This window comes from Streptomyces sp. NBC_01334, assembly GCF_035983595.1.
GTDB classification, from domain to species: domain Bacteria; phylum Actinomycetota; class Actinomycetes; order Streptomycetales; family Streptomycetaceae; genus Streptomyces; species Streptomyces coriariae.
On the sequence record NZ_CP130718.1, the window covers coordinates 4,907,945 to 4,933,804 of the forward strand.

The window sequence follows — 25,860 nt, forward strand, 5'->3', positions numbered from 1 at the left end:
CCACCTTGACGCAGACCATCGCCCCCCGCGTCCGAATGCTCGTGCTGCTGTTCCTGGCGGTCACCGGCGCGCTCCTGGCCGGCGCCGGGCCCGCATCCGCGCACGCCGCGCTGACCGGCAGCGACCCCGCACAGGGGGTGGTGGTCGACAAGGCACCCACACAGGTGTCGCTGACCTTCTCCGAGACCGTCTCGATGAACGACGACTCGCTGCGCGTCCTGGACCCCAAGGGCACCCGGGTCGACACCGGCAAGCCGTCCGAGGTCAGCGGCACGACCTATGCCGTGCAACTGCACTCGGGGCTGCCCGACGGCACCTACACGGTGACCTACCAGGTGGTGTCCGCAGACAGCCATCCCGTCGCCGGCGCCTACACCTTCTCCATCGGCTCCCCCTCCGCGACCAGCGTCTCGGTCTCCGACCAGGAGGCCGGCGGAGGCGTCGTCGGCTGGCTCTACGGCCTCGGCCGGTACGCGTCGTACGCCGGGTTCATCGTGATGACCGGCGGGGCCGCCTTCGTGCTCGCCTGCTGGCAGCGCGGCACCGGAGTACGGGTCCTGCAGCGGCTCGTCGTCACCGGCTGGGTCGCGATGACCGCGGCCACCCTGTTCCTGCTTCTCCTGCGCGGCTCCTACACCAGCTCCGGCAAGCTCGGCGACGTCTTCGACCTCGACCTCCTCGGGGAGGTCCTGCAGACCAAGACAGGCGCGGCCCTGGTGTCACGACTGCTGCTGCTCGCCGCGGCCGCGCTGTTCATCGCCGTGCTCTTCGGCGCGTACGACAAGCGCGAGGGCGAGGAGAAGCGGGACCTGACCTTCGGACTCGCCATCGGCGGAACCGTCGTGGCCGCCGGACTCGCGGCCAGCTGGGCCATGGCCGAGCACGCCTCGACCGGACTGCAGCCGGGCATCGCGATGCCGGTCGACGTGCTGCACCTGCTGGCGGTCGCGACCTGGCTCGGCGGACTCACCGCCCTCCTCGTCGCCCTGTACCGGGCGCCCGCCGACCGGCCCGTCGAGGCCCCCGCGGCGCGACGCTTCTCCCGGCTGGCCTTCGGCAGCGTCCTCGTCGTGGTCGCCACCGGCACCTACCAGTCCTGGCGCCAGCTCGGCTCCTGGTCCGCCTTCACCGACACCCGTTACGGCCAGCTGCTGCTCCTCAAGATCGGGCTCGTGGCGCTGCTCGTCGGCGTCGCGTGGATCTCGCGGCGGTGGACGGCACGGCTCGCGGACACGACGACCGAGGAAGCGGTACGGAAGTCCGCACCCGAGAAGGAGCGCGTCACGGCGTCGGCCGGGACCACCGACACCGCCGAGCAGACGTCCGGCGACGCCAAGCCCGGCTCCGGAAGCGCCAAGCGGGCCGCGCAGCTCGCCCGGCAGCAGGCCGCCGTCGACGCCACCCGGCAGAAGCGGCTGCGGGACTCCGACACCCACCGCTTCGGCCTGCGCCGCTCGGTGCTCGCCGAGGCCGGCGTCGCCGTCGTGGTGCTCGCCGTCACCACCGTCCTGACGTCGACCGAACCCGGCCGTACGGAACAGGACGCAGCCGCGGCCAACCGGGCCTCGTCCTCCTCCTCGTCCTCCGCGGGGGACTCGGCGTCGGGTGCCCTGACCCTGGACATGTCGTTCGACACCGGCGGCACGGACGGCAAGGGCGTGGTCAGCGTCGACCTCGACCCCGCGCGCACCGGCGCCAACGAGATGCACGTCTATGTCACCCGGCCCAACGGCCGCGCCTTCGACGTGCCCGAGGTCAAGGTCGCCTTCACCCTCGAGGCCAAGGACATCGGACCGCTGCCGGTCGTCCCCGACCACATCACCACCGGCCACTGGTCGGCCAACGGGGTCCAGATCCCCATGGCCGGCGAGTGGGAGATTTCCGTGACCGTGCGGACCTCCGACATCGACCAGGTGACCGTCTCCAAGAACGCGCAGATCGGCTGAACCGCACCATGCCCGACCAGTCCATTCCGCAGTCCCTCCCGGAGGCCCGCCCGCCCGTGGATGCGGCAGAAGGTGTCCCCTCGGAACCCCCCTCCCCCGAGGGGCTGACGCGGCGCAGGCTGCTCGGCACCGCCGGGGCCACCGGGCTCGCGCTCGGCGCGGCCGGCGGGGCCGTCGGCTACACGGCCGCGCCCTCGCAGGCGACTCCGCTGTCCTCGATCGGCGCCGGCGAGGCGATGTTCCACGTGAAACATCAGCCGGGCATCACCCAGGGCCTCCAGGCCCGCGGCCATCTCGTCGCCTTCGACCTCGCGGCCGGCGCGGGCCGAAAGGAAGCCGCCGCGCTCCTGCGCCGCTGGTCGGAGACGGCCCGGCGGCTGATGGCGGGCGAGGCCGCCGCCACCGACGACACCGACGTGGCCCGGGACGCGGGACCCTCCTCGCTGACGGTCACCTTCGGTTTCGGCAACAGCTTCTTCACCCGTACCGGCCTGGAGAAGGAGCGCCCGGTCGCCCTGGACCCGCTCCCCGACTTCTCCTCCGACCACCTCGACAAGACACGCAGCAACGGCGACCTCTGGGTGCAGATCGGCGCGAACGACGCCCTGGTCGCCTTTCACGCCCTGCGCGCGATCCAGAAGGACGCGGGCGCAGCGGCCAAGGTCCGCTGGCAGATGAACGGCTTCAACCGGACGCCGGGCGCCACCACCCACCCCATGACGGCCCGCAACCTGATGGGTCAGATGGACGGCACCCGCAATCCCAAGCCGGCCGACTCGGACTTCGACCAGCGCATCTTCGTCCCGGCGGACAGCACCGAGGACCCCGCCTGGATGGCCGACGGCTCCTACGCCGTCGTACGCCGTATCCGCATGCTCCTCGACGACTGGGAGAAGCTGTCGGTCAAGGCTCAGGAGCAGGTCATCGGGCGCCGCAAGTCCGACGGGGCCGCTCTGTCCGGCGGCACCGAGACCACCGCGATGGACCTGGAGAAGACCGACGCGAACGGCGATCTGGTCGTCCCCATCAACGCGCACGCCCGTATCACCCGCCCCGACCAGAACGGCGGAGCGGCCATGCTGCGGCGGCCCTTCTCCTACCACGACGGCATCGACCCGGACGGCACCCCGGACGCGGGCCTGCTGTTCGTCTGCTGGCAGGCGGATCCGCTGCGCGGCTTCGTCACCGTGCAGCGCAAGCTGGACCGCGGCGACGCCCTGTCGAAGTACATCCGCCACGAGTCGAGCGGTCTGTTCGCGGTACCGGGCGGGGCGGCGGAGGGCGAGTACGTGGGGCAGCGCCTGCTGGAGGCGTGAAGTTACGCCCCCTCGTGCGAATTCATTCCTGCGAGGGGCTGTTGTGAGACACGTGGGCCCGGCTTCGCAAGGGCCATTAGGGTGAGGTCATGCCAGCGAGCTATGCGTATCTCGGCCCCGAGGGCACCTTCACGGAGGTCGCCCTGCGCACGCTTCCGGAGGCGGCCACCCGGCAGCTGATCCCGTACGTGTCGGTGCAGTCCGCGCTGGACGCGGTGCGCACCGGCGAGGCCGAGGCCGCCTTCGTGCCCATCGAGAACTCCGTCGAGGGCGGGATCACCACGACCCTGGACGAGCTGGTCGCGGGCACACCGCTGATGATCTACCGCGAGGTGCTGCTGTCGATCACGTTCGCACTGCTGGTCCGGCCCGGCACACAGCTCACGGACATCAAGACGGTGTCCGCGCATCCGGCCGCGCAGCCGCAGGTGCGCAACTGGCTGAAGGCGAACCTGCCGGAAGCCGCCTGGGAGTCGGCCGCCTCGAACGCGGACGCGGCCCGGCTGGTCCAGGAGGGCCGTTACGACGCCGCCTTCGCGGGCGAGTTCGCGGCCGCCCGGTACGGGCTGACCGCCCTGGAGACCGAGATCCACGACGCCGAGAACGCCCAGACGCGGTTCGTGCTGGTGGGCAGGCCCGCCCGGCCCGCGGCACCGACCGGCGCGGACAAGACGTCCGTCGTCCTGTGGCAGCGCGACGACCACCCCGGTGGCCTGCGCGATCTGCTGGGCGAGTTCGCCACCCGGGGCGTCAACCTCATGCTGCTCCAGTCCCGCCCGACCGGCGCCGGCATCGGCAACTACTGCTTCTGCATCGACGCCGAGGGGCACATCTCCGACCGTCGGATGGCCGAAGCTCTCATGGGGCTGAAGCGGATCTGCCGTGAGGTGCGCTTCCTGGGCTCGTACCCGCGTGCGGAAGTGAACGTGGCGGATGTGGCGGCTCCGCTGCGCGGGACCTCGGACGGGGAGTTCGTGGCGGCGGCGGACTGGGTGGCGCGCTGCCAGGACGGCCGGTTCTAGGAGCCGTTCCGGCCGGTCCTATCTGCACATCTTCGTTATCCACAGAAGTTATCCACAGGCCTGCTTCTCGACCTGGGGACAAGTCGACAACGAAGTGCCATCCAGTCGACAAATCGCCCTACAGCACCCCACCGCGACCCCCACCCGCCGGGTCACCCTTCGTCCACCTGTTTCCTTCGATCAATCCCTTGGGGCGATCCATTTCCACCCGAAAGTGGGTTGGAGCCGGGTTTGGGCAAGGAATTACCCACCCCGCACGGCGGTATCGGAATGATCCATTCCGATGTCCACAGATCTTTCGCACACCCTGTGGATAACCCTTTCGGAAGCGTGGGCGCCTGTGGACAACACCTCCTCCAAGTCCCCTCTCCCGCAAGGGAATCGAGTCAACGAGACGCCCGCCACGTGCCCCGTCCCAGGGAGTGAGACACTTTTTATTGACACGTTGGGCAATTCCCTCATAACGGAACGTAAGCCATGATTCGGAACGGGCCGCGCACCGCGCGGAATGGTGTCGTGAGCCGCAACCCCGCACGGGTAGCCTTGGCCGCGTGATTGACCTTCGCCTGCTCCGTGAGGACCCCGACCGTGCGCGCGCTTCCCAGCGCGCCCGTGGAGAGGACGTCGCGCTCGTCGACTCCCTCCTGTCCGCCGACGAGCGACGCAGGTCGTCCGGCGTCCGCTTCGACGAGCTGCGCGCCGAGCAGAAGTCGCTCGGCAAGCTCATCCCCAAGGCCTCCGCGGACGAGAAGGCCGAGCTGCTGAAGAAGGCGAGCCAGCTCGCCGCCGACGTCAAGGTCGCCGACGCCGAGCGCGCCGCCGCCGACACCGAGACGCAGGAGCTGCTCCAGCAGCTCAGCAACCTCGTGCACCCGGACGTGCCCGTGGGCGGCGAGGAGGACTTCGTCACCCTCGAGACGCACGGCACGATCCGCGACTTCGGCGCCGAGGGCTTCGAGCCCAAGGACCACCTGGAGCTCGGCCAGATCCTCGGCGCGATCGACGTCGAGCGCGGCGCGAAGGTCTCCGGCTCCCGCTTCTACTTCCTCACCGGCGTCGGCGCCCTGCTCGAGCTGGCCCTGGTCAACGCGGCGATCGCCCAGGCCACGGCCGCCGGCTTCACGCCGATGCTCACCCCCGCGCTGGTCCGCCCCCAGTCCATGGCGGGCACCGGCTTCCTCGGGCAGGCGGCCCAGGACGTCTACCACCTCGACAAGGACGACCTCTACCTGGTCGGCACCTCCGAGGTCCCCCTCGCCGCGTACCACATGGACGAGATCATCGACGCGGACAAGCTGCCGCTGCGGTACGCGGGCTTCTCGCCCTGCTTCCGCCGCGAGGCCGGCTCGCACGGCAAGGACACCAAGGGCATCTTCCGTGTCCACCAGTTCGACAAGGTCGAGATGTTCTCGTACGTCACGCCCGAGGACTCGCAGGCCGAGCACCAGCGTCTGCTGGCGTGGGAGAAGCAGTGGCTGTCCTCGCTGGAGCTGCCGTTCCGGGTCATCGACGTCGCCTCCGGTGACCTCGGTTCCTCGGCCGCCCGCAAGTTCGACTGCGAGGCGTGGATCCCGACGCAGGGCAAGTACCGCGAGCTGACCTCGACCTCGGACTGCACCGAGTTCCAGTCCCGCCGTCTGTCGATCCGCGTCCGCGAGGGCAAGCAGGTCCGCCCGCTGGCCACGCTCAACGGCACGCTGTGCGCCGTCCCGCGGACGATCGTCGCGATCCTGGAGAACCACCAGCAGGCCGACGGTTCCGTGTACGTGCCCGAGGTGCTGCGCCCGTACCTCGGCGGCCGGGAGATCCTGGAGCCGGTGGCCAAGTGACCGCCGCGTTCCCCTACCGCCTGGTCGCGACCGACCTCGACGGGACGCTGCTGCGCTCCGACGACTCGATCTCGCAGCGCACCCGTGACGCCCTCGCCGCGGCCACCGCGGCGGGCGCCGCGCACATCGTGGTGACGGGCCGCGGGGTCCCGTGGACCCGGCACATCCTCGACGACCTCGGTTACGACGGTCTCGCGGTCTGCGGCCAGGGCGCCCAGGTCTACGACGCCGGCGCGCACCGCCTGCTGACCTCGGTGACCCTGGACCGGCAGCTGGCCGGTGTGGCGCTGGCCAAGATCGAGGCGGAGGTGGGCCCGCTGTACCTGGCGGCCAGCCGCGACGGCCTGGACGGGGACGTGCTGGTCGGCCCCGGTTACGCGGTCACCGGCGCGCTGCCGTCGACACCGTTCACGGATGCGTCCGACCTCTGGTCCGCCCCGCTGAGCAAGATCTACATACAGCATCCCGAGCTGTCGGACGACGCGCTGGCCGCGGCGGCCCGGCGGGCGGCGGGCGGCTTCGTCACGGTCGCGATGGCCGGCGCGGGCATCGTGGAGCTGCTCCCCCTGGGCCTCTCCAAGGCCACGGGCCTCTCCCTGGCGGCCCGTCGCCTCGGCCTGAAGGCCGCCGACACGATCGCTTTCGGCGACATGCCCAACGACATCCCGATGTTCGCCTGGGCGTCCCACAGCGTGGCGATGGCCAACGCCCACGAGGAACTGAAGGCCGTGGCGGACGAGGTGACCACCTCCAACGACGACGACGGCATCGCCGTAACCCTGGAAGGCATGCTGCCCGCGTAGACATCCCTGGGACCGGACCCACATGGGTCACCGGGCCACGGAAACACGCGGACACCCCGATCGCCAGAGGCGACCAGGACCAGGGGAAATCTGGAACCCCAGGCACAGGGCACCGCCGGGACGCGCCGATCGCCGTAGGTGATCAAAGGCGCGGGGAACGCTGGAACCGCGGGCGCAAGGGGACGCCGGCACCGCCGGGGCCCGACGACCGCTGTAGGCGACCAGGAGCAGGAGAGCGCTGGAACCGCGGGCGCAGGGGAACGCCGGCACCGCCGGGACGCGCCGATCGCCGTAGGCGACCAGGGGCGCGGGGAACTGCGCGACCAGCCACGACGCGCCCGCAAGCACGCCCGCACGCACGCACGCACGCACGCACGCACGCACAACGAACGAACCCGCACGAGTGCCACGCGCCGGCGCCAAGCGGAGCCACCCGCACAACTCCCACCCAGTCCCAGTGACAACGCCTCGCGGAGGATGCACGGATCGAACGTGCGCGGGGTTGCCCCCGACCACGGCTTAGCAAGCCGGTGCCTTGCCTCTCGGCCAATCCTCCGGGTGGGCGGCCCACGCGAGAGCGACAATCGCGTGCTCGAAGCGGCCGCCCCGGGCAGCTCCCCTGTACGGAACGGGTTCGACGGAGGGCTAACTACTCCGGAACCCGCTCCTGGCTGCCCTGAAGGGAACTCGACGGACTGTCGTGCATGGACATCGTCGAGCTCCTCCCAGTCTGTGGCACCGGATCCCTTCCGGCCCTGCGGGTACAACCACTGTGCCCGGAGGACGAGTTGGGCGCCACCGAATAAAACACCCGTGCGAGGGCCGGGGCCGAGAGCTCGCTACCGGCGGCGCCACCTGCGTCGGCGTGCCTTGCTGAAGAACCAGCCCGCGGGCGGGTCGTCGGAGCGCCAGGGCTGCGGCTCGGGCTCCTCCGCCCGCCAGCGTGCGGCCAGCATCCGGGCCCGGGCGGACGGTTCGGACGTATCGGCGGCCCGTATGAAGTCCTCGTCCAGCACGAGGTCGTTCCACACCTCGTCCTCGGACCGCTCGCGACCGCCGCTCTCCGGATCGTCGTCCGCCATCCCGCCCTCCCCGCCACGTCCGTTCCGGCCAGTGTGCCGGGGCACGGGTGAAGCCGCCGTCAAGAACGGCCGCTCCGCACCCCGGCAGGCCCGGTCACTCCTCGCCGGCGAGCGTCAGCGCCCGCAGCTTCTGTCCCGCGTACCAGGTGGCCAGCACGGTCACCACGACCAGCAGCACCGTCGCCGTGGTCAGTCCGACGTCCGAGGTGACGAGGTCGCCGCCCGCCACCTTGTGGGCGACGGCCAGCGACCACTGCTGGACGCTGAGCGTGCGCGCACCCGGTACCAGGGAGCCGAACAGGGCCTCCCAGACGAGGGCGTAGACGAGACCGAAGACCACCGCGTGCCGGGACACCGTGCCCAGCAGCAGGAAGACCGCCGCGTAGGCGATGGAGGAGACCAGCGCGGCCACCGTGTAGGCGACGGCGATCTGCTGGCCGTTGCCGTTGAGGATGAAGCCGGCGATGAGCGTGGGCAGCGCCGAGAACACCATCGTCACCGCGACCGCCACGATGAGCTTGGTGAAGATGATCGTCGGCCGCTTCAGCGGCTTGGACAGCAGGTACACCACGGAGCCGTCGTCGATCTCCGGGCCGATCGCGCCCGTGCCCGCGATGACGCCGATGATCGGCACCATCGTGGCGAGCGCGAGCCCGCCGAGCAGGTCGGAAGCCGTCTGGTCGTCGGCGCCGGCGAGTCCGCGCACCACCACGGAGATGGCGATCAGCAGCAGGGGCAGGGCGCCCAGGATGAGGGCCCGGCGACGGCCGAGCAGAGCCCGGTATGTGAGCCGGGCGACTGTGGGGTCGTACATCAGGGCCTCCTACGCCGCGACCAGGTAAGAGAACACGGACTCGAGGGACTCGTCGGACGGCGAGACCGTCAGCAGCCGGATGCCGTGGTCCCTGGCGACCCTCGGCAGCAGCGCGGTGAAGCGGCCGAAGTCGACGGCCTGGATACGCAACGCGCCCTCGGCGAGGTCGACTTCGATGCCGGACGTCGACGGGTCGGCGATCAGCGCGGCCGCGAGTGCGCGGTCGTCGCTGGAACGCACCAGGTAGCGGTGCGGCCGGTCGGTCATCAGACGGCGGATCCTGCGGAAGTCGCCGCTGGCCGCGTGCCGGCCCGCGACGACGACCTCGATGTGCCAGGCGAGTTGCTCGACCTCTTCGAGGATGTGCGAGGAGAACAGCACGGTGCGGCCCTCGTCGCCCATGCGCCGCAGCAGGTCCATGAGCTGCATGCGCTGGCGCGGGTCCATGCCGTTGAAGGGCTCGTCGAGCAGCAGCAGCGACGGGTCGTGGACCAGGGCGGACGCCATCTTGACGCGCTGGCGCATGCCCTTGGAGTAGGTGGAGATCTTGCGGTCCTGCGCGTACTCCATCTCGACCGTGGCCAGCGCCTTCTGCGCCGCCTTGGCACCCAGGCCGTGCAACTCGGCGTTGGCGACGACGAATTCGCGGCCGGTGAGGAAGTCGTACATCGCCTCGCGCTCCGGGACGATGCCGATGTGCCGGTAGATCGCCTCGTTGCGCCAGACCGGGCTGCCGTCGAGGGTGACCGTGCCGGTGGAGGGGGCCAGGAAGCCGCCCATCATGTTGATGAGGGTGGACTTTCCTGCGCCGTTGGGGCCGAGCAGGCCGGTGACGCCGGGGCCGATGGTCATGGTGATGTCGTTGACGGCGACCACGTTGCCGAACCAGCGGGAGACGTGGTCGATGCTGAGCGTGGTCACAGTCCGACCCTTCGGTAGCGGCGCATCAGGAGGCCGTAGCTCGCGGCGATGAGGCCGAGGACGACGAGGACGTAGACGACGCCCTCCCCGTTGGAGGGGCCGATCCCGCCCGGGAAGGCGGAGGTGGCGCCCAGGAACGCGGACTGCACGCCGTCGATGAGGGTGACCGGCGAGAAGAGGCCGATCCAGGGGATGGAACCGGTGCTGTTCTGCGCGTCGGCGATGGCCTGGAGCGTGGAGACGGCACCGTAGGAGATGGTCAGGACGGCGATGACGGCGGCGATGCCGAAGCCGCGCCGCGGGGTCACCGAGGCGATGACCAGGCCGAGACCGGCGAAGAGCAGCGAGAGCAGGGCCACGGAGACGAGTCCTTGAGCGAATCCCTTGGTCTGGTCGGCGAAGTCCAGCTTGGCCAGCAGCGCGCCGATGTACAGCACCAGCAGCGGGGCGGCGGTGAGGACGAAGAGCGCCGAGGCCAGGGCCGCGAACTTCGCGCGTACGTAGTCCGCGGTCTCGATGGGCCGCGAGAAGTACAGCGGCACGGTCTTGAAGCGGAGGTCGCGCGAGACGGACTGGGGCGCCTGCGAGGCGACGTACAGGCTGATGACGGCCTGCATGATGATCGCGTACCGCGTGTAGTCCACCGGCAGTTCGTCGGCCTTGGTGGCGACCGCGACGGCGACCATGATGGCGGCGGGTACGCACATCACCACGAAGAGCAGCATCGGCAGCACCTTGGACTTCACCGAGCGGCCGAGGCCGTAGGCGCCGCGCAGGGACTGCGAGTAGAGGGAGCGGCGGGCGTAGGCGCGGCCCAGCCGGGGACCGTCGTAACTGCGGTAGCCGATGTTGTGGATGCGGGTCTGGTCACCCGAGGGGGCGGTGACCGGGTGCTCAACTGCCATGGCCGACGGCCTCCTTCCGCTGCTGGTCGTTGGTGGCGTCGCCGTCCGTGAAGACCTCGGAGATGTGGTGCCTGCGCTGTTCCATGCGCACCAGGCCGAGGCCGAGGTCGGCGACCACGTCCCGGACGACGTCGTAGGTGTCCTCGCCCTGCGCCGTCAGCAGCAGGACGTGGCCCGCGCCCGGCAGGCCGCTGTTGCCGTCCAGGACGTCCACCCCGCGCGCGTGGAGCGCTTCGCGGACCGCGCGGGTGCCGTCCGGGTGGTCGTCGGTGTCGGTGACCTCGATCGCGAGGGTGGTCGTGGTCTGGGTGAAGTCGGTGGTGGAGCTGGAGCGCAGGAGCTTGCCGCCGTCGACGACCACGACGTGGTCGCAGGTGCGCTCCAGTTCGCCCAGCAGGTGGGAGGTGACCAGGACCGAGATGCCGAAGTCGGTGTAGATACGGCGGATCAGGCCCAGCATCTCGTCACGGCCGACCGGGTCCAGGCCGTTGGTCGGTTCGTCCAGGAAGACCAGCTGGGGGTCGTGGACGAGGGCCTGGGCGAGCTTCACGCGCTGCTTCATGCCGGTGGAGTAGCCGCCGATGGGGCGGTAGCGCTCCTCGTACAGACCGACATGGCGCAGTGTGTCCGCGGTGCGCTCCCGCGCGGCGGTGGGCGGCAGGCCGGACATACGGGCCATGTGCACGACGAACTCGGTGGCCGAGACGTCGGGCGGCAGGCAGTCGTGCTCCGGCATGTAGCCGACCCGCTCGCGGATGTCGGCACCCTTGCTCGCGACGTCGAGGCCGAGCACCTCGGCTCGGCCCTCCGTGGCGGGCGACAGACCCAGAAGGATCTTGATCAATGTGGACTTGCCGGCCCCGTTGGCTCCGACGAGGCCGGTCACACCGGGCCCGACGTCCACAGAGAGCCGGTCAAGAGCGGTCACCCGGGGGAACCGCTTGCTCAGGCTTTCGGTCGCGATCACAGTCACGTCATCGAAATTAGTGACGCACGCCACGAAAATCGTCAGCCCACAGAGCCGTCTTCGCATCAGACCTCAGATGTACGGGTCCGTAGGGGATGCCATGCCTGAGAGCTACGGAGGAGGCGACGGCGGGTTTTCCACAGGCTCCGAACCCTCCTATTGACGCGGCCTCTAACAACTGTCACATTCGGCGATGTCAAGTTACGGGCACGTAGCGCAGTCGACGGGGACTGGCTGGGACGGGGTGGCATGACGACGGCACCGACGGCAGGGACACGCGAACTCTCCGCCGAGCTGCGGGGATTCAGACGGGTGCAGCGGCTGGCGTACGACTGCGCGCAGGCCGTGGCCGCCGAACTGCGACCGGGTGTGACGGAGCGCGAGGCGGCGCGGATGCAGCGGGAGTGGCTGCGCGAACGGGGCGTACGCGACTGGTTCCACCTGCCGTTCGCCTGGTTCGGGGACCGCACGGCGTTCACCGGCTTCCGGTTCCCGTTGCAGTTCTTCCCCACCGACCGCCGGCTGGAGCCGGGGATGCCGTTCATCCTCGACCTGGCACCGGTGTACGAGGGGTACACGGCGGACATCGGCTACTCGGGCGCGCTCGGTGCCCATCCCCTGCAGGAGAGGCTGATGGCCGACTTCGCGGCACACCGGGAGCTGATCCTGCGCGAGGTGCGCGAGCGGCGTTCGCTGCGCGAGATCTACGCCGACGTGGACCGCCTCATGGTCCGCCAGGGCTACGCCAACCGGCACCGCGCGTATCCCTTCGGCGTGATCGCGCACAAGGTGGACCGGGTCAGGGAGCGCCGCTTCTCGCCCCGGCTGTTCGGGTTCGGCACGCAGTCCCTCAAGGGTCTGGCGTCCGACGCGCTGCACGGCCATCGGGAGGGCTGGTCGCCGCTGTGGTCGCCGTACCGCTTCTCCGACCATCCGCCGCAGCCGGGCCTGTGGGCGGTCGAACCCCATCTCGGGTTCCGGGGCACGGGCGCGAAGTTCGAGGAGATCCTCGTCGTCACGGACTCCGCGGATCCCGAGGAGAGCGCGTTCTGGCTCGACGACGATCTGCCGCACGTCCGGGGCTGGGCGGGCACGGGAGCGACGACGGACACGGCAGGGAAGGCGGAGGGGAAGTGACGTTGCCAGAGGGTGCGCGTGAGCGGTGGGTGCGGACCGGCGGGATCCAGCTGTGCGTGGCCGAGCTGGGGGACCCGGAGCGGCCGACGGTCGTCCTGGTGCACGGCTATCCGGACAGCAAGGAGGTGTGGTCCGAGGTCGCGTCCCGGCTGGTCGACCACCACGGGTTCCATGTGGTGCTGTACGACGTCCGCGGGCACGGCCGTTCCGGCGTGCCGAAGCCGCTGCGGGGCGGGTTCACCCTGGAGAAGCTCACGGACGACTTCCTGGCGGTCGTGGACGCGGTCAGCCCGGACCGCCCGGTGCACCTCGTGGGGCACGACTGGGGCTCCGTGCAGTCCTGGGAGTTCGTGACCGTCGAGCGCACCAGGGACCGCATCGCTTCCTTCACCTCGATGTCCGGGCCGTCCCTCGACCACTTCGGCCACTGGATCAACAAGCGGCTGACCAGGCCGACTCCGCGCCGGGTCGGCCAACTCCTCGGTCAGGGAGCCAAGTCCTGGTACGTGTACCTGCTGCACACACCCGTCCTGCCCGAACTGGCTTGGCGCGGCCCGCTCGGCAAGCGCTGGCCCGGCATCCTGCGGCGGATCGAGAAGGTTCCCGCCGGCGACTACCCGACGCCGTCACTGCCGTCGGACGCGGCGCACGGAGCCTGGCTGTACCGGGACAACGTACGGCCCCGCCTGCGCCACCCGCGTGCGGACGCGCACGCCCACGCGCCCGTGCAGCTCATCACGCCTTCGGGGGACCGGTTCCTGTCGGAGCGGCTGTACGACGAACTGGAGAAGTGGGTCCCGCGGTTGACCCGGCGCACCCTCCCGGCCGGGCACTGGATCCCACGCACCCGGCCCGACCGGCTCGCCTCCTGGATCGACGACTTCGTCCTGTCGGTCGAGAGGGAGCGGGAGGCCGAGGCGGTGGGAGAGGCCCGCGGGGACGACGCGGGCGGGCCCGTGCGCAAGGCCGCCACCGGCCGGTACGCCGAGCGCTTCGGCGGTCAGCTGGTGCTGGTCACCGGTGCGGGCAGCGGCATCGGGCGGGCCACGGCGTTCGCGTTCGCCGAGGCGGGCGCCCGGGTGATCGCCGTCGACCGGGACGCCGAGAGCGCGGCCCGCACCGCCGAGATGTCGCTCCTGGTCGGCGCGCCCGAGGCCTGGGCGGAGGCGGTGGACGTCTCCGACGAGCAGGCGATGGAGAAGCTCGCGGCGAAGGTCCACGCGGAACACGGTGTGGTGGACGTGCTGGTGAACAACGCGGGCATCGGGCTGTCGGGTTCGTTCTTCGACACGACACCCGAGGACTGGCGCAGGGTTCTGGACGTCAACCTGTGGGGTGTCATCCACGGTTGCCGTCTGTTCGGCCGGCAGATGGCCGAGCGCGGGCAGGGCGGCCACATCGTCAACACCGCCTCGGCGGCCGCCTACCAGCCGTCCAAGGCGCTGCCCGCCTACAGCACCTCCAAGGCGGCGGTCCTGATGCTGAGCGAGTGCCTGCGCGCGGAACTGGCCGACCAGGGCATCGGCGTCACGGCGATATGCCCCGGCCTGGTGAACACCAACATCACCGCAACGGCGACCTTCGTGGGCGTGGACGCGCAGGAGGAGCGACGCCGCCAGAAACGCTCCACGCGCGTGTACGGGCTGCGGAACTACCCGCCGGAGAAGGTCGCGGACGCCGTTCTGCGGGCGGTCGCGCTCAACAAGGCGATGGTTCCGGTCACTCCGGAGGCGCGGGGCTCGTACGCGCTGTCGCGTTTCCTGCCCAGGGCGTTGCGGGCGCTGGCGCGGGTGGGACCGCCGCTGTGAGCCGCCGCTCGGCCCCGCTGCGCCCGGCGGCGGACTCGGCATCCACCAGGGCAACGACCGTTCGGGGAAAGACGCCTTGACCACCGACCCGCCCGCCCGGCCCCCGTACCGCATAGAGACGCTGGCGCATCTCACCGGCGCCACCGTCCGCACCATCCGCGCCTACCAGGACCGGGGTCTGCTCCCCCGCCCCGAGCGTCAGGGGCGGGCCAACCACTACTCCGACGCCCATCGCACCCGGCTCCACCAGATCGCCGACCTCCTGGATCGCGGCTACACCCTCGCCTCCGTCAAGGAACTCCTGGACGCCCACGACACCGGCCGTGGCCTGGGCGGTGTCCTGGGGCTGGTCGCCGAGGTGGACGGTCCGTGGACCGACGAGGAGCCCTCCCGCGTCTCCCGCTCCGACCTGACCGCCCGCTTCGGGGGCACCGCCGACGACGGGGCGATCGCCGAGGCCGTGGCCCTCGGCGTGCTGGAACCCGTCCCCGGTGACGAGGACGTCTTCCTCGTACCCAGTCCCCAAGAGCTCGCGGTGGCCGTGGAGTTGCATGCTGCCGGGGTTCCGCTGGGCGCGATCACCTCCCATCTGCGGGAGTTGAGGGGTCAGGTCGAGCAGATCGCCGCCCGTTTCCTGGAGTTCACCACCGAGCATGTCTTCGCGCGCTGTCTCGACGGACCGCACCGTCCGACCGACGCCGACGCGGCCGAGGCGGCCTCGCTCGTCCGACGGCTGCGCCCGCTCGCCCGGCAGACCGTGGACGCTGAACTGGCGCGGGCCATGCGCCTGTTCGCCGGTCATCACCTGCGTCGACACCTCGGGGCGGGCGATCCCCCGCCGCCCCTGTCCGGGACACGGACGGTGCCGGTTCCGGTGGAGACAATGCGTGCCGTGGAGGCACTGGTTGGCCCGGAGCATGCCGCGGGTTTTCTTGCGCTCGCGGCCGAACGGGAGTTGCGCGCCCGCGCCTTGGACCACCTCGTCTCAAGTCATGCGGCGTCAGATGATCTTGACGAAGAGAGCTGAAGCGGCGGCCAGTTGTCCACAGAATCACCAACTTGCCTGTGGATAACTACAGTTGGCTGTGGACCAAACCTGAGTCGCAAAACAAAGTGCGTGATCTGCGTCTCCCGCGTCATGCTGAGTGGATGAACGAAATGGACCGGGACGAGAGACGCACCGTGAAGGTGTCGAAGTACCTCTCGAAGCACCTGCGGCACCAGCCCGAGCGGATCGGCCTCACGCTCGACGAGGCCGGCTGGGTGGAGATCGACGAACTGATCGCGGCCTGCGCCGCCCACGGCTTCCGCTTCACCCGGGACGAGTTGGACCACGTCGTGGCCGCCAACGACAAGAAGCGCTTCGCGATAGACGGCACCCGGATCCGCGCCAGCCAGGGCCACAGCGTCGAGGTCGACCTCGGGCTGCCCCCGGCGACCCCGCCGTCGTACCTCTACCACGGGACGGTGGCCCGCTCCCTGGACGCGATCCGCGCCGAGGGGCTGCGGCCCATGAACCGGCACGACGTGCACCTCTCGGCCGACCGGGAGACCGCGACCCGGGTCGGAGCGCGCCGGGGCCGCCCCGTGGTCCTCGCCGTCGACGCGGAGGCCATGCACCGTGACGGCCATGTCTTCCAGGTCAGCGCCAACGGGGTGTGGCTGACGAAGGCCGTGCCCGCGCGGTACCTGCGCTTTCCCGAGCGGCACTGAGGCGCGGCTTCGGCTGCCGCGCCACGTCTTCCTTCGGCATGATCACAGGTATGGACCACCTCCCCACCACTGAGGCCGCGGTCACCGCCCTCCGGTCGATCGCCGCCCAGTACTCGCTCGAGATCGAGGTCACCCACGACATCGGCGCCGATCAGACCTCCCGCCGCACCTCCGCCGGCGTCGGCGTCACCGTCGACCCGGACGGCTCGCTGCCGCACGAGGCCTACGTCGAACTCGGCGGCCGCCCGAGCGTGAGCGTGCGGCTCTACCCCGACGACGACGCCCTGATCACCGTCGACGGAGTGGAGTGCCCCGACGTCGACCGCGACGACGTCCCCGCCTTTCTCCGCGCTCTCTACGACGGCCACGCCTGGGTGAAGATCCGGCGCTTTCCGCCCGCCCACTTCCTGATGGTGCCGCTGCCGCACGACCGCGTGCACAAGGAGTTCATCCTGGTCGGCCTCAGCCCGTGGCTGGGCGGACGCGTACGGTGACTGTTTCACGTGAAACACGCTCGTCCGCATACGCTCGATGACATGAGTCTGCGTCTGAGCACCGTGATCCTCCCGCACCTGCGTTGGCACGAGGGAGGCCGTTCCACCTGGACACGGGCCGAGCAGCTCGGCTTCCACACCGCGTACACCTACGACCACCTGTCCTGGCGCACCTTCCGTGACGGGCCGTGGTTCGGCGCGATCCCGACACTGACCGCCGCAGCGGCCGTCACCGACCGGCTGCGTCTGGGCACGCTGGTGACCTCGCCGAACTTCCGGCACCCGGTGACCCTCGCCAAGGAACTGATCTCCCTGGACGATGTCTCCGCCGGCCGGGTGACCCTGGGGATCGGCGCGGGCGGCACCGGCTTCGACGCCACCGCCCTCGGCCAGGAACCGTGGACCCCGCGTGAGCGGGCCGACCGCCTCGCCGAGTTCGTACCGCTGCTGGACCGGTTGCTCACCGAGGACTCCGTGTCGTACGAGGGCGACCACTACTCGGCGCACGAGGCACGCAACATCCCCGGCTGCGTCCAGCGCCCCCGGCTGCCCTTCGCGGTCGCCGCGACCGGCCCCCGCGGGCTGCGGCTCGCCGCGCGGTACGGACAGGCCTGGGTGACCACGGGCGACCCCAAGCTCTACGAGAGCGGCACCCCCGAGCAGTCGGTTCAGGCCATTCGCGGCCAGGTGGAGAAGCTCACCGACACCTGTGCCGAGATCGGGCGGGACACACAGGAGCTGGACAAGATCCTGCTCACCGGGTTCACCCCGGACCGCGGGCGTCCGCTGGAGTCCCTGGACGCCTTCGTCGACTTCGCGGGCCGGCACCGGGAGCTCGGCTTCACGGAGATCGTGGTGCACTGGCCCATCGCCGACTCCGTCTTCGCCGCGGACGAGAAGATCTTCGAGCAGATCGCCATGGAGGCCCCGGCGCAACTGCGCTGACCTCGGCATCAGGCCGTCCGCGCCCCCGGCGGCGTCTCATGTGTGCGGGCTCGCGCCCGACCGTGCAGGCATATGCGCGAGAATGGCCCGGTGACCTCAGCGACTCGACAGCCCGAGACCCCGGCCGCCGCCCTCCCGCCCCGGCTGATCGCCACCGATCTCGACGGCACTCTGCTGCGCGACGACAAGTCGGTGTCCCCGCGCACGGTCGCCGCCCTCGCCGCCGCCGAGGAGGCCGGCATCGAGGTCTTCTTCGTCACCGGCCGCCCGGCCCGCTGGATGGACGTCGTCAGCGCGCACGTCCACGGGCACGGCCTGGCGATCTGCGGCAACGGCGCCGCCGTGGTCGACCTGCACGGCGGCCCCGGCGCCCACCGGTTCGTGAAGGTGCGCGAGCTGGCGCGGGAGAACGCGCTGGACGCCGTACGGCTGCTGCGGGAGGCGGCGCCCGGCACCATGTACGCCATCGAGCAGACGTACGGCTTCTACCAGGAGCCGGAGTATCCCAAGATGCACATGGAGATACCCGACACCCTCGCGCCGGCCGAGCGACTGCTGGCGCCGGACGCGCCCGGGGCCGACGAGCCGGTGCTGAAGATCCTCGCGTTCCACCCCACGATCGACCCCGACGCCTTCCTCACCCTCGCCCGGCTGGCCATCGGCGACCGCGCCAACGTCACCCGCTCCAGCCCCAGCGCCCTGCTGGAGATCAGCGGCCCCGACGTCTCCAAGGCCAGCACGCTCGCCCTGTGCTGCGCGGAACGCGGTATCTCCCACGAGGAGGTCGTCGCGTTCGGCGACATGCCGAACGACGTCGAGATGCTCACCTGGGCCGGCCGGTCGTACGCGATGGGCAACGCGCACCCGGACGTGCTCGCGGCGGCCTCCGGGCAGACCGTCGCCAACAACGAGGACGGGGTCGCCGTCGTCATCGAGCAGCTGATCGCCGAGCGGGCATAGCTCCCCCGAAGGACGTCAACCCTGCTCCCGCTCCACCGGCAGCCACAGTTCGGCGTCGGCCTCGGTCCCGTCCGGTGACAGCCGGGTGCGCAGGATCTCCGGGCCGGGGCGGCTGCGGCACGGGTTGGACGGGAACCACTGCGTGAACACGTCCCGCCACAGCTCCTGGATGGCCTGCGGCGCCGGCCCGGACGTGGTGAAGACGGCCCAGGTGCCGGCCGGCACGGCCAGGGCGGTCGTGCCCTCGGGAGCGGCCGCGGAAGTGATCACCCCTTGGTAGTAGTCGAGTTCGGTGCCCTCGGCCCGGCTCGGATCCAGGTCGTCGCAGACCGCGACGATGCCCTGTGGCTCCTGGTCCGACAGCTTCTCCAGACGCTCCAGGACCTGCCGGTCGATCCCGCGGACGAAGTCGATGATCACCTGGTTCGGCCCCGTGTGCACCAAGGGCACCCGGGCCTTGACGCCGGCGACGGTGAACGCCGGTCGGTCCACGACGCGATAGCGCATGCTGCTGCTCCCTTCGACAGTGAGGCGGAAGGCCAGCCGGGGCTGGGAGACGAGCGCGGCGCCGGTACGGCGGGCCTCGCCCGGCCCGACGCCGTGCACGCCACGGAACGCCCGGGCGAACGCCTCACCCGAGCCGTAGCCGTAGCGCACCGCGATCTCCAGCAGCGAGTCCCCTCCGGCGAGCACCTCGGCGCCCGCTACGGTCAGCCGCCTGCGCCGGATGTACTCCGACAAAGGCATGCCGGCGAGCGCGGAGAACATCCGGCGCAGGTGGTACTCCGAGGTGGCCGCGCAGTGTGCCAGCGCCGACACGTCGATCGGCTCGTCGAGGTGGTCCTCGACGTACTCCATGGCCTGGTTGAGCCGCTCCAGCACTCCGGTCTCCTTCCGCTGTTGCGCTCACCACGCTAGGCGGCGGACATCCGGCCGGACCCGACATCCTGTGCCCGATCAGGTCGGGTGCGCAGGAAGAGCCTCAGCCGACCGGCGCTCCGCGTGCCGCCAGCCAGGGCACCGGGTCGAGCGCCGAGCCCGCGTCGGGCGTGACCCGCACCTCGAAGTGCAGGTGTGGGCCGGTCGAGTTCCCCGAGGTGCCCGACTGCCCGATCCACTGCCCGGTGGCTACTTTGTCGCCCTGGTCGACGGTGACGGCGGCGAGGTGCGCGTACTGCGTGTAGTAGCCGTCGGAATGCCGCACCACGACCTCGATCCCGAAGGCGCCCCCGCACGAGACCCGCACCACGCGGCCCGCGCCGACCGCCCGTACCGGCGTCCCGATCGGCACCGCGAAGTCCTGCCCGGTGTGCCGGTTCGCCCAGCGCGTGCCACCGCTGCCGTACGACGCGGACAGGGCGTACGTCTCGACCGGTGCGACCCAGTCGCCCACGAAGTGCGTCGGCGGCTGGTCCAGGCGCACGGCACCGCGGCAGGAGCCCGCCGCCACCGAGGCGTCCGCCCGGCCCTGCAACTGCCATCGTGCCTGCTCGAGCTTGTCGTCGATGTCCTTCTTCAGCCGCGCGAGTTCCCGGGCATGCTGCTCCACGGCCTGCCATGCCTCGACGGCCTTCGCCTCGTCGGCGGCCAGCCGTGCCTCCGCCCGCCGGTTCTTGCCGATCGCGTTGTCGACGGCGAGGTTCGCCTGCGAGAAGACGTGCTGGCCGCGCATCAGCTCGTCGGGGCTGCCCGCCAGGACCAGCTGCGCGACGACCGGCAGGCCGCCACCGCCGCGGTACTGGGCGCGGGCGATACGGCCCAGGTCCTCGCGCAGCACGGCGATCTCCCGCCGCTCACGGGTGAGGAGTTCCTCCGCCCGCCGGGCCTGCCCCCGCTGCGTCTCCGCCTCGCGCCGCCCCGCCTCGTACCGCTGCGTCGCCACCGCAGCGTCCTCGTACAGCCGGGCCACCTGCGCACTGATCCGCGAGTCCGAGCCGTCGCCGGGCTCCCCCTCGGCGGCCGTGGGCCGGGTCGCGAGCAGCCCGGACACGCACAGCAGAACCGGAACGAGCAGGACACGACCGCGAGGTGAGCGCATGTCAGCGATCGTGACCCGGCCACCGGTCCCCGGTCCTGTTCAAGTCGTACGCCTGGGGGACACCCCGCCCCTGATGGCTCAGTACGGCGCCTGCCACACCACCGTCGTACCGGCGCCGTCCGCCCCGATGCCCGGGCCGTACGCGCTGTCGCCGCCGAGCGACTCGGCACGCCGCCGCAGGTTCCGCAGACCGCTGCTCCGGCCGCCGTCGGGGATGCCCACCCCGTCGTCGGCGACGGTCAGCCGCACACCCGGCCGGCCGTCGGGGAGGGCCGCCGTCGCGTCGACGACGACGTCGACACGGGAGGCGGCCGCGTGCCGGAAGGCGTGGGAGAGGGCCTCCCGGAGAGCCGCGACGAGGTTCTTGCCGGTGAGGTCGCCGACCAGGGTGTCGACCGGCCCGACGAACCGGTGCGACGGCGTGAAGCCGAGCGGCACGGCCACCGTGTCGATCTCGCGCAGCACCCGCGTGCACAGCCCGGCCGGCGTCTCGGCGGGACCCTGCTGGAGCGCGAAGATCGCCGTACGGATCTCCTGGATGGTGACGTCGAGTTCGTCGACGGCCTTGCCGACGCCCTCCCGCACCTCGGGCACGACGGACCCGCGCTGGGCGCTCTCCAGCATCACCCCGGTCGCGAACAGCCGCTGGACGACGAGATCGTGCAGGTCACGGGCGATGCGGTCGCGGTTCTCGAACACCGCGAGCCGCTCCCGGTCACGCTGCGCCTCGGCCATCATCAGCGCGAGCGCGGCCTGTGAGGCGAACTGGACGGCGAGGCCGCGCTCGTCCTCGCCGAACGGCCTTTCCCCGCGGGTGCGCAGGATGACCAGGGCGCCGAGAACGCACCCGTCGTTCTGGAGGGGGAGCAGCATGATCGGCCCGTAGCCTCGTGCGGACGCCGTGAGCGTGCGCGGGTCGTCGGCGGCGTCCGCCACGAACACCGCCTGCCCCTCGAGGAGTTCGGTGACGATCTCGCTGTCCGGCGGGACGACCTCGCCGAGCATCGTCGACGGCCGGTCCGCGGCCACGGCGACGATCTCCAGGCCGCCTTCGTCGGCGGGCAGCAGCACGACCCCGGCGGCCGAACGGGACAACCCGCGGGCCTGTTCGGCGACCACCTGGAGGGCGTCGTGGACGTCCCCGCCGGACAGCAGCGCCGTGGTGAGCGACCGAACCGTCGATCCACCGTTCGCGCTGCTGAGCGGCCTCGTACAGACGGGCGTTGCCGATGGCGATGCCCGCCTCGGTGGCCAGCTCCCGGGCCGTGTCCACGTCCTGATCGTCGAACGGCCGCCCGTCCCGCTGCTCCGCCACACTGAGGGTGCCGAAGACCTCCCCGTGGACCCGGATCGGCAGGCGCAACCCGCTGTGCCCGTCGGGCAGTCGGCCGACACGGCGGGCGGTCGCCTCGTCGACAGCGTGGAAGACGACGTCGGTCGGACCGTCGTGGCCCTCGCCGCTGACCCCGATCAGCGCGTACCGGGCCCGGGTCGACTCCACGGCGGTCTCGCAGATCCGCTCCAGGGTGGAGCGCAGTTCCGGCAGGCGAGCGGAAAGTGGATCCGTGGACACTCCCCGAGCCCAATAAGCCCTGTTCGTCACGGAAAGTCGGACCGGGCGCGGCAGGTCATCGCGCCGCCACCAACAGCTCCGTGGCTTCCTCCCGTTCGGCCATCCTCCGCAACGGTCCCTCCACCGCCACCAGGGCCGCGTAGGAACCCCGCTGCACCACCCGTCCCTCGTCCAGCACGATCACCTCGTCGACCGCCTCGAGACCGGCCAGCCGGTGGGTGATGAGCAGGGTCGTACGACCCTCGGTGGCCGCCAGCAGGTCCTGGGTGAGAGCGTCGGCGGTCGGCAGGTCCAGATGCTCGGCCGGCTCGTCGAGCACCAGGACGGGGAAGTCGGCGAGCAGCGCCCGCGCCAGCGCGAGCCGCTGCCGCTGTCCACCGGAGAGCCGGGCGCCGTGCTCGCCCACGAGCGTGTCGAGCCCATCGGGCAGACCCTCGGCCCACTCCAGCAACCGGGCTCGCGCCAGCGCGTCCCGCAGCTCCTCCACGTCCGCCCCCTTCTTCGCGAGCAGGAGGTTCTCGCGGACCGAGCTGTCGAAGAGGTGCGCGTCCTGCGCGCACAGCCCGACGAGCCGGCGTACGTCGTCGCCGTCGAGGGCCTGCGCGTCCACCCCGCCGAGCGTGTACGAGCCCGCGTCGGCGTCCAGGAAACGCAGCAGCACCTGCGCGAGCGTGGTCTTGCCGGAGCCCGAGGGCCCGACGACGGCAATCCGGCGCCCCTGCGTCAGGGTGAGGCCGACCCCGGCGAGTGCGTCCCGGCCCTGCCCGGCATGCCGGGCGGCCAGCCCCCGCAGGACCAGCGGGAAGGGCGACGCGGGCGCCTGACGGGGACTCTCCGGCTCGCGCACGGGCTCGGGGGAGTCCAGGACCTCGTACACCCGCTCGGCGCTCCTGCGCACCCGTTGGCGGTACTGCACGGCCAGGGGCAGCCCCAGGACGGCTTCGAAGGCGGCCAGCGGGGTGAGGACGACCACGGCCATGGTCACGCCGCTCAGCCGCCCGTCGGCGACGGCCTGGGCGCCCACCAGGGCGCCGGCCGTGACGGTCAGCCCGGAGACGAGCGCGGTCAGTCCGTCGCCGAGGGCGGTGGCGGTCGCCGCGCGCGAGGCGATCCGGGTGAGCACGGAGTCGGCCGCGCGCACCCCCGCGGTACGGACGGGCAACGCGCCCGCGACGGTCAGCTCGGCGGTGCCGGTGAGCAGGTCGGCCGTGCGGGTGGCGAGCACCCCTCGGGCGGGGGCGAGCCGCCGTTCGGCCCGGCGCGCCACGGCACCGGTGACCATCGGAACGCCGATCCCGGCCGTCAGCAACCCGGCGGCGAGCACCGCCCCGGCCTCGGGCAGCAGCCACGCCGTGAACGCGACGGACCCGGCCGAGACGAGGACGGCGGAACCGGCGGGCAGCAGCCAGCGCAGCCAGTAGTCCTGGAGGGCGTCCACATCGGCGACGAGCCGCGTCAGCAGATCGCCTCGCCGGGTCGAGCGCAGCCCCGCGGGCGCCAGCCGCTCCAGCCGGCGCCAGACCGCGACCCGGGTGTCGGCCAGCATCCGCAGCACGGCGTCGTGCGACACGAGCCGCTCCGCGTACCGGAACACCGCCCGCCCGATACCGAAGGCACGGGTCGCCGTCACGGCCACCATCAGGTACAGCACCGGTGGCTGCTGCGAGGCCCGCGAGATGAGCCATCCGGAGGTGGCCATGAGGCCCACGGCACTGCCGAGGGCGAGGCTGCCGAGCAGCAGCGCGAGGGCGAGCCGGCCGCGTCGGGCACCGGCCATGGCGCGGACTCGCGCGAGGACGCCACCGCCGGTCACGACGAGCCCCGTCCCGCACTCACCGCCGACAGGCAGAGCGGCCGCCTCTTCCGACGGGGCGGGAGCGTTCTGGGGCGCGGCGCCCACGGGCACGGACGCCTCGGCCACGACCTCGGCCAGCCGCACCACACGGTCCGCCACCGCCAGCAGCGCCGGCCGGTGCACGACCAGCAGGACGGTCCGACCGGCCGCGAGTCGCCGCACGGCCGCCACCACCTCCGCCTCGGTCTCCCCGTCGAGCGCGGCCGTCGGCTCGTCCAGCAACAGCACGGGCCGGTCGGCGAGGAACGCCCTGGCCAACGCCAGCCGCTGCCGCTGTCCGGCGGACAGCCCTGCCCCGTCCTCGCCGAGCACCGTGTCGGGGCCGGCGGGCAGCGCCTCGACGAACTCCAGCGCTCCCGCGTCCGCCAGCGCCCGGCGTACGGCCGCGTCGTCGGCGTCGGGACGCGCCAGCCGTACGTTCTCGTCGATCGTCCCGGCGTAGAGGTGCGGGCGCTGCGGCACCCACGCGATCCGAGAGCGCCACTGCTCCAGGTCGGCCGACGCGAGGTCGACTCCCCCGGCCAGCACCCGGCCCGCGGTCGGCCGCACGAACCCCAACAGCGCGTTCAGCAGGGTCGACTTGCCCGCACCGCTCGGTCCGACCAGCGCGACCGTCTCCCCGGGTTCCACGGTGAACGACACGTCCGTGACGGCGTCGGCGGAGCGCCCGGGGTAGCGGACGGTCACGCCCTCGAAGGTCACCCCTCCCTCGGCCACCGCGACCGTGCCCAACGCCGGTGCCGGTGTCTCCAGCACCTCGAAGATCTCCTCGGCGGCAGCCAACCCCTCGGCGGCCGCGTGGTACTGCGCCCCGACCTGCCGCAGCGGGAGATACGCCTCCGGCGCGAGCACGAGGATCACCAGGCCGATGTACAGGTCCATCTCACCGTGCACGAGGCGCATGCCGATCGTCACGGCCACCAGAGCCACCGAGAGCGTCGCCAGCAACTCCAGGGCGAACGACGAGATGAAGGCGATCCGCAGCGTCCGCATGGTCGCCTGCCGGTACTCGCCGGTGATGCGCCGGATCGACTCGGCCTGCGCCTTGGCCCGCCCGAACACCTTGAGCGTGGGCAGCCCGGCGACAACGTCCAGGAAGTGGCCGGACAGCCGCGACAGCAGCCGCCACTGACGGTCCATCCGCGACTGGGTGGCCCAGCCGATCAGCACCATGAAGACCGGGATCAGGGGCAGGGTGCCGACGATGATCGCGGCGGACACCCAGTCCTCGGTCACGATCCGGGCGAGCACCGCGACCGGTACGACCACCGCCAGCCCCAACTGCGGCAGATAGCGGGAGAAGTAGTCGTCGAGGGCGTCCACGCCCCGCGTGGCGAGGGCGACCAGCGAACCGGTACGCCGGCCACTGAGCCAGTTCGGCCCCAACGCGGTGGCTCGCTCCAGCAGCCGACCCCGCAGCTCCGACTTCACGGCGGCACTCGCGCGGTGCGCGGCGAGTTCGGTGAGCCAGGCCACCAGCGCCCGGCCGACCGCCACGGCCACCAACAGCATCAGGGGGGTGCGCAGTTCGACGAGGGGCAGACCGTGCTGGAAGGCCCCCACCACGACCTCGGCGATGAGCATCGCCTGCGCGATGACCAGGACCGCTCCGACGGCACCCAGACCGACGACCGCCACCAGGAAGAGGCGGGTGGCGCGGGCGTACCGGAGGAGGCGCGGGTCGATCGGTTTCACGTGAAACACCCTCTTCTCAAAAAGCATGTTTCACGTG

Annotated in this window: 20 protein-coding genes, 1 tRNA gene and 1 pseudogene; 12 read left to right on the forward strand and 10 right to left on the reverse strand. The window is 71.5% G+C overall.

The genetic code is table 11. From position 1 onward, the window contains the following. Positions 1-5: 5 nt before the first annotated feature. From OG736_RS22010 to OG736_RS22030, 5 genes are all read left to right on the forward strand, one after another. On the forward strand, positions 6-1,946 hold the full coding sequence (locus tag OG736_RS22010; protein ID WP_327183969.1) for a copper resistance CopC/CopD family protein: 1,941 nt from the start codon (positions 6-8) through the stop codon (positions 1,944-1,946). Positions 1,947-1,954: 8 nt separating this feature from the next. Further along, positions 1,955-3,262: an iron uptake transporter deferrochelatase/peroxidase subunit gene (gene efeB, locus OG736_RS22015; protein ID WP_327183970.1), complete on the forward strand. Its 1,308-nt coding sequence runs from the start codon at positions 1,955-1,957 to the stop codon at positions 3,260-3,262. 89 nt (positions 3,263-3,351) lie between these two features. Next, entirely contained in the window at positions 3,352-4,284 is a 933-nt protein-coding gene (gene pheA, locus OG736_RS22020) for a prephenate dehydratase (protein ID WP_327183971.1), read from the forward strand. Between the two features lie 551 nt (positions 4,285-4,835). Then, on the forward strand, positions 4,836-6,113 hold the full coding sequence (serS, locus tag OG736_RS22025) for a serine--tRNA ligase (protein ID WP_327183972.1): 1,278 nt from the start codon (positions 4,836-4,838) through the stop codon (positions 6,111-6,113). Beyond that, the gene (locus tag OG736_RS22030; protein WP_327183973.1) at positions 6,110-6,916 is read left to right on the forward strand and encodes an HAD family hydrolase; all 807 of its coding nucleotides are present in this window, start codon (positions 6,110-6,112) and stop codon (positions 6,914-6,916) included. The genes serS and OG736_RS22030 overlap by 4 nt, the downstream gene beginning before the upstream one ends. Positions 6,917-7,387: 471 nt before the next feature. Here OG736_RS22030 and OG736_RS22035 read toward each other — a convergent pair. The 6 genes from OG736_RS22035 to OG736_RS22060 form a co-directional block, all read right to left on the reverse strand. Continuing rightward, positions 7,388-7,472 (reverse strand) — tRNA-Ser (locus tag OG736_RS22035). Between the two features lie 283 nt (positions 7,473-7,755). Beyond that, positions 7,756-7,998, reverse strand: coding sequence for an SGM_3592 family protein (locus OG736_RS22040; RefSeq protein WP_327183974.1), 243 nt, complete (start codon positions 7,996-7,998; stop codon positions 7,756-7,758). A 94-nt stretch (positions 7,999-8,092) separates the two neighbouring features. Beyond that, positions 8,093-8,812 (reverse strand): ABC transporter permease subunit, encoded by a 720-nt coding sequence (locus tag OG736_RS22045; RefSeq protein WP_020132774.1) that lies wholly within the window; start codon positions 8,810-8,812, stop codon positions 8,093-8,095. A gap of 9 nt (positions 8,813-8,821) precedes the next feature. After that, entirely contained in the window at positions 8,822-9,733 is a 912-nt protein-coding gene (locus tag OG736_RS22050) for an ABC transporter ATP-binding protein (RefSeq protein WP_057606361.1), read from the reverse strand. Then, a complete protein-coding gene (locus OG736_RS22055; RefSeq protein ID WP_327183975.1) occupies positions 9,730-10,638 on the reverse strand; it encodes an ABC transporter permease in 909 nt (302 codons plus the stop codon). Before OG736_RS22055 ends, OG736_RS22050 begins: the two co-directional genes overlap by 4 nt. Then, a complete protein-coding gene (locus tag OG736_RS22060; protein ID WP_327187679.1) occupies positions 10,628-11,605 on the reverse strand; it encodes an ABC transporter ATP-binding protein in 978 nt (325 codons plus the stop codon). The genes OG736_RS22055 and OG736_RS22060 overlap by 11 nt, the downstream gene beginning before the upstream one ends. Positions 11,606-11,854: 249 nt before the next feature. On the opposite strand from OG736_RS22060, the gene OG736_RS22065 reads away from it, so the two are divergent. The 7 genes from OG736_RS22065 to OG736_RS22095 all read left to right on the forward strand — a co-directional run bounded on the left by OG736_RS22065 (position 11,855) and on the right by OG736_RS22095 (position 18,662). Beyond that, positions 11,855-12,742, forward strand: coding sequence for a M24 family metallopeptidase (locus OG736_RS22065; protein WP_327183976.1), 888 nt, complete (start codon positions 11,855-11,857; stop codon positions 12,740-12,742). Continuing rightward, positions 12,739-14,550, forward strand: coding sequence for an SDR family oxidoreductase (locus tag OG736_RS22070; protein WP_327183977.1), 1,812 nt, complete (start codon positions 12,739-12,741; stop codon positions 14,548-14,550). The genes OG736_RS22065 and OG736_RS22070 overlap by 4 nt, the downstream gene beginning before the upstream one ends. 76 nt (positions 14,551-14,626) lie before the next feature. Further along, on the forward strand, positions 14,627-15,577 hold the full coding sequence (locus tag OG736_RS22075) for a MerR family transcriptional regulator (protein WP_327183978.1): 951 nt from the start codon (positions 14,627-14,629) through the stop codon (positions 15,575-15,577). Between the two features lie 122 nt (positions 15,578-15,699). After that, a complete protein-coding gene (locus OG736_RS22080; RefSeq protein ID WP_327183979.1) occupies positions 15,700-16,263 on the forward strand; it encodes an RNA 2'-phosphotransferase in 564 nt (187 codons plus the stop codon). 50 nt (positions 16,264-16,313) lie between these two features. Next, a complete protein-coding gene (locus tag OG736_RS22085) occupies positions 16,314-16,757 on the forward strand; it encodes a hypothetical protein (protein ID WP_327183980.1) in 444 nt (147 codons plus the stop codon). 42 nt (positions 16,758-16,799) lie between these two features. Continuing rightward, on the forward strand, positions 16,800-17,702 hold the full coding sequence (locus OG736_RS22090; RefSeq protein ID WP_327183981.1) for an LLM class flavin-dependent oxidoreductase: 903 nt from the start codon (positions 16,800-16,802) through the stop codon (positions 17,700-17,702). A 72-nt stretch (positions 17,703-17,774) separates the two neighbouring features. Next, a complete protein-coding gene (locus OG736_RS22095) occupies positions 17,775-18,662 on the forward strand; it encodes a Cof-type HAD-IIB family hydrolase (protein ID WP_327183982.1) in 888 nt (295 codons plus the stop codon). 15 nt (positions 18,663-18,677) lie between these two features. On the opposite strand, the gene OG736_RS22100 is transcribed toward OG736_RS22095, so the two are convergent. The 4 genes and pseudogenes from OG736_RS22100 to cydD all read right to left on the reverse strand — a co-directional run bounded on the left by OG736_RS22100 (position 18,678) and on the right by cydD (position 25,823). Next, on the reverse strand, positions 18,678-19,544 hold the full coding sequence (locus OG736_RS22100; RefSeq protein ID WP_327183983.1) for an AraC family transcriptional regulator: 867 nt from the start codon (positions 19,542-19,544) through the stop codon (positions 18,678-18,680). A gap of 100 nt (positions 19,545-19,644) precedes the next feature. Further along, positions 19,645-20,700 (reverse strand): M23 family metallopeptidase, encoded by a 1,056-nt coding sequence (locus tag OG736_RS22105; protein ID WP_327183984.1) that lies wholly within the window; start codon positions 20,698-20,700, stop codon positions 19,645-19,647. 78 nt (positions 20,701-20,778) lie between these two features. Then, positions 20,779-22,273, reverse strand: a pseudogene (locus tag OG736_RS22110) (sensor histidine kinase). A 55-nt stretch (positions 22,274-22,328) separates the two neighbouring features. After that, positions 22,329-25,823: a thiol reductant ABC exporter subunit CydD gene (gene cydD, locus OG736_RS22115; protein ID WP_327183985.1), complete on the reverse strand. Its 3,495-nt coding sequence runs from the start codon at positions 25,821-25,823 to the stop codon at positions 22,329-22,331. Positions 25,824-25,860: the final 37 nt, after the last annotated feature.